General features: G+C 74.7%; 3 protein-coding genes. All 3 read right to left on the minus strand.

Annotation, left to right across the window (positions count from 1 at the left end):
* On the minus strand, window positions 1–1,324 hold a 1,324-nt coding region (locus ACIQOV_RS36165), incomplete at its 3' end, for a histidine kinase dimerization/phospho-acceptor domain-containing protein (protein WP_401055050.1).
* A gap of 12 nt (window positions 1,325–1,336) precedes the next feature.
* Window positions 1,337–2,125: a response regulator transcription factor gene (locus ACIQOV_RS36170; protein ID WP_359914346.1), complete on the minus strand. Its 789-nt coding sequence runs from the start codon at window positions 2,123–2,125 to the stop codon at window positions 1,337–1,339.
* Window positions 2,126–2,417: 292 nt separating this feature from the next.
* The coding region (locus ACIQOV_RS36175; protein WP_401055051.1) for a sigma factor-like helix-turn-helix DNA-binding protein at window positions 2,418–2,749 on the minus strand (332 nt) is incomplete at its 5' end.

Below are 2,749 nucleotides of genomic sequence, written 5' to 3' on the forward strand. Positions count from 1 at the left end.
GGGCGATCAGGCGGATGTGCCCGCGGGCGTAGAAGTCGCCGCCGCAGCGGGCGAAGTCGTCCGCCTCGATGGCATGGACGATCGGCACCCGGACCGGGGTGCCGGGCGGGGTGTGCTTGACCGCGTTGCCGACCAGGTTGGTGACCACCTGCCGCAGCCGGGCCTCGTCGCCGATGACGGGCGCGGCACCGGGCGCGCCGGTGCCGGCCGGGCCGGTGAGCGCGACCGGTCGGCTCGGGTCGAGGGCGGTGAGGTCGTGCAGCGCGTCGGCGGCGAGGGTGCGCAGGTCCATCGGGGCGAGGTCGAGCGGGCGCTCCTCGTCCAGCCGGGCGAGCACCAGCAGGTCCTCGACCAGGGCGCCCATCCGGTCGGCCTCGCTCTCGATCCGGGTCATGGTCCGCTTGACGTCGGCCTCGGCGGGCAGCGCGCCCATCCGGTACAGCTCGGCGAAGCCGCGGATCCCGGCCAGCGGGGTGCGCAGCTCGTGCGAGGCGTCGGCGACGAAGCGCCGCATCCGGGCCTCGGACTCGGCGCGGGCCGCGAAGGCCGCCTCGATCTGGGTGAGCATCCCGTTGAGCGCGACCGACAGCCGGCCGACCTCGGTACCCGGGGAGAGTTCCGGCATCCGGTGCGACAGCTCGCCGGCCGCGATCCGCTCGGCGCCCTCCTCGATCCGGCGCAGCGGCCGCAGCCCGGCCCGTACGGCGAAGAGGCCGAGCGCGGCGATCACCACCAGGACGCCGCCGCCGATGGCCTGGAAGGAGGTGCGCAGCTTGCCGAGCGTGGCGTCGATGTCCTCGCGGGAGACCGCCACCATGACGTGGGTCGGGGTGACCGCCGGCGAGGCGTACGCGCTGGGGTTGGCGGCCTGCCCGCGGGGGGTCTGGAGCGGCAGCACCAGGACCCGCCAGCGGTGCTGGCCGCGCTGGTCGGGCAGGTCGAAGGGGACGTCGGGGGCGGTACGGGTCGGGTCCAGTCCCTCCAGCTGGGGCGCCGGGTCGCTGTCCGAGACGGGCTGGCGCATCAGCGCCTGGACCTTGCCGTCCGAGGAGAGGTACTGCACCAGGTACTGGCTGGGCAGGCTGACCCGCCGGCCGGCGACGGCGGGCCGGCCTGCGGTCTGCGCGGTCAGCTGGCCCGGGGGCTTGCGGGAGAGCGGCGGCCCGTACCGCTGGAGCTGTTCGTCCAGCTGCTGCACCAGCTGGCTCCGGACGGTGCCGAGCACGAAGGTGTCGCTGACCGCGAGCCCGGTGGTGACCAGGGCGAGCACGAGCACCAGCAGCCGGGCGCGCAGCGACATCCGGGCGGAGAAGCGGGCGAGCACGAGCGGACCCGGTCAGCCCTGCGGGGGGCGGCGCAGGGCGTAGCCGATGCCGCGCACGGTGTGGATCAGCTTGGGGCCGTGCGCCGGGCCGGAGTCGAGCTTGCGGCGCAGGTAGGAGATGTACGACTCGACGATGGAGAGGTCCCCGCCGAAGTCGTAGGCCCAGACGTGGTCGAGGATCTGCGACTTGGAGACCACCCGGCCGACGTTGGCCATCAGGTAGTGCAGCAGCTTGAACTCGGTCGGGGAGAGCGAGACCGGGGTGCCGCCCCGGGTGACCTCGTGGGCGACCGGGTCGAGGCTGAGGTCGGCGACGATCAGCCGGCCGTCCTCGGCGGGCCCGCCGGCCCGGCGCAGGATGGCGCGGATCCGGGCGATCAGCTCCTCCAGGCTGAACGGCTTGGTGACGTAGTCGTCCGCCCCGGCGGCCAGGCCCTGCACCTTGTCGCCGACGCCGTCCTTGGCGGTGAGGAAGAGCACCGGCAGGTGGTCGCCGGGATGCCCGTGGGCCGGGCCGGCTATCTGTCCGCGGCTGGTGCGCTCGCGCAGCTTCTCGACGACGGTGAAGCCGTCGAGGTCGGGGAGCATCACGTCGAGCACGACCAGGTCCGGACGCTCGGCGGCGACCAGTTCGAGCGCCTCGGTCCCGCTGGCGGCGGAGGCGACGCGGAAGCCGGAGAAGCGCAGCGAGGCGGAGAGCAGCTCGCGGATGTTGGGTTCGTCGTCCACGACGAGCAGGAACGCTTCGCCCTGGCCCCCGGCCACCGTGGAGCCGCCTGGTGTGGTGACAGTGCCTTGCACGGGGCTTTCGCCTCCCGGTCGGACGATGACGTTCAGCATGAGGCTAGCCCCCGGAGGCTATGCGGCATGGATGAATGTTGGATTAACACCTTATCGGTCGGTTTTTGGACGATCGGCGCACAGGGGTGGGCTCGATGGTGTGCGCACGGGCGTGGACACGACGGACGCGCGCCGGACGGGGCCCCGCCCGCCCGGCGCGACACGCCTCACACCCGCGCACGGCTCCGGATCGGCCGCCCCTGTGTCCACGGCCGGAGCCTCTCCGGGTGGCGCACCCGCCGGACGCGGGTGATCAGGCTCCCGGCGCGGCCGGGGCCTGCGCGGTCCGGATCCGGCGGTGGGCGGAGGCGGCCAGTCGGCGGCAGGCGGCCGGACTGCGGCCGACGATCGCGGCCACTTCGACGAAGGGGTGGCCGAAGACGTCGTGCAGGACGAAGGCGACCCGTTCGGCCGGGGTCACGGCCTCCAGGGCCACCAGGAAGGCCGTGCTCACCGTCCCGTCCGGGGTGATCCGGTCGGCCGGGTCGGCCGCCGGGTCGGCCGCCGGGGCCGCCGGGTCGGCCGCGGGGTCGGCCGCGGGGTCGGCCGCGGGGTCCGTCCACTCCCGGCGCGCGGGCAGCGGCC

Source organism: Kitasatospora sp. NPDC091257 (assembly GCF_044757675.1).
GTDB lineage: Bacteria > Actinomycetota > Actinomycetes > Streptomycetales > Streptomycetaceae > Kitasatospora > Kitasatospora lactacystinica.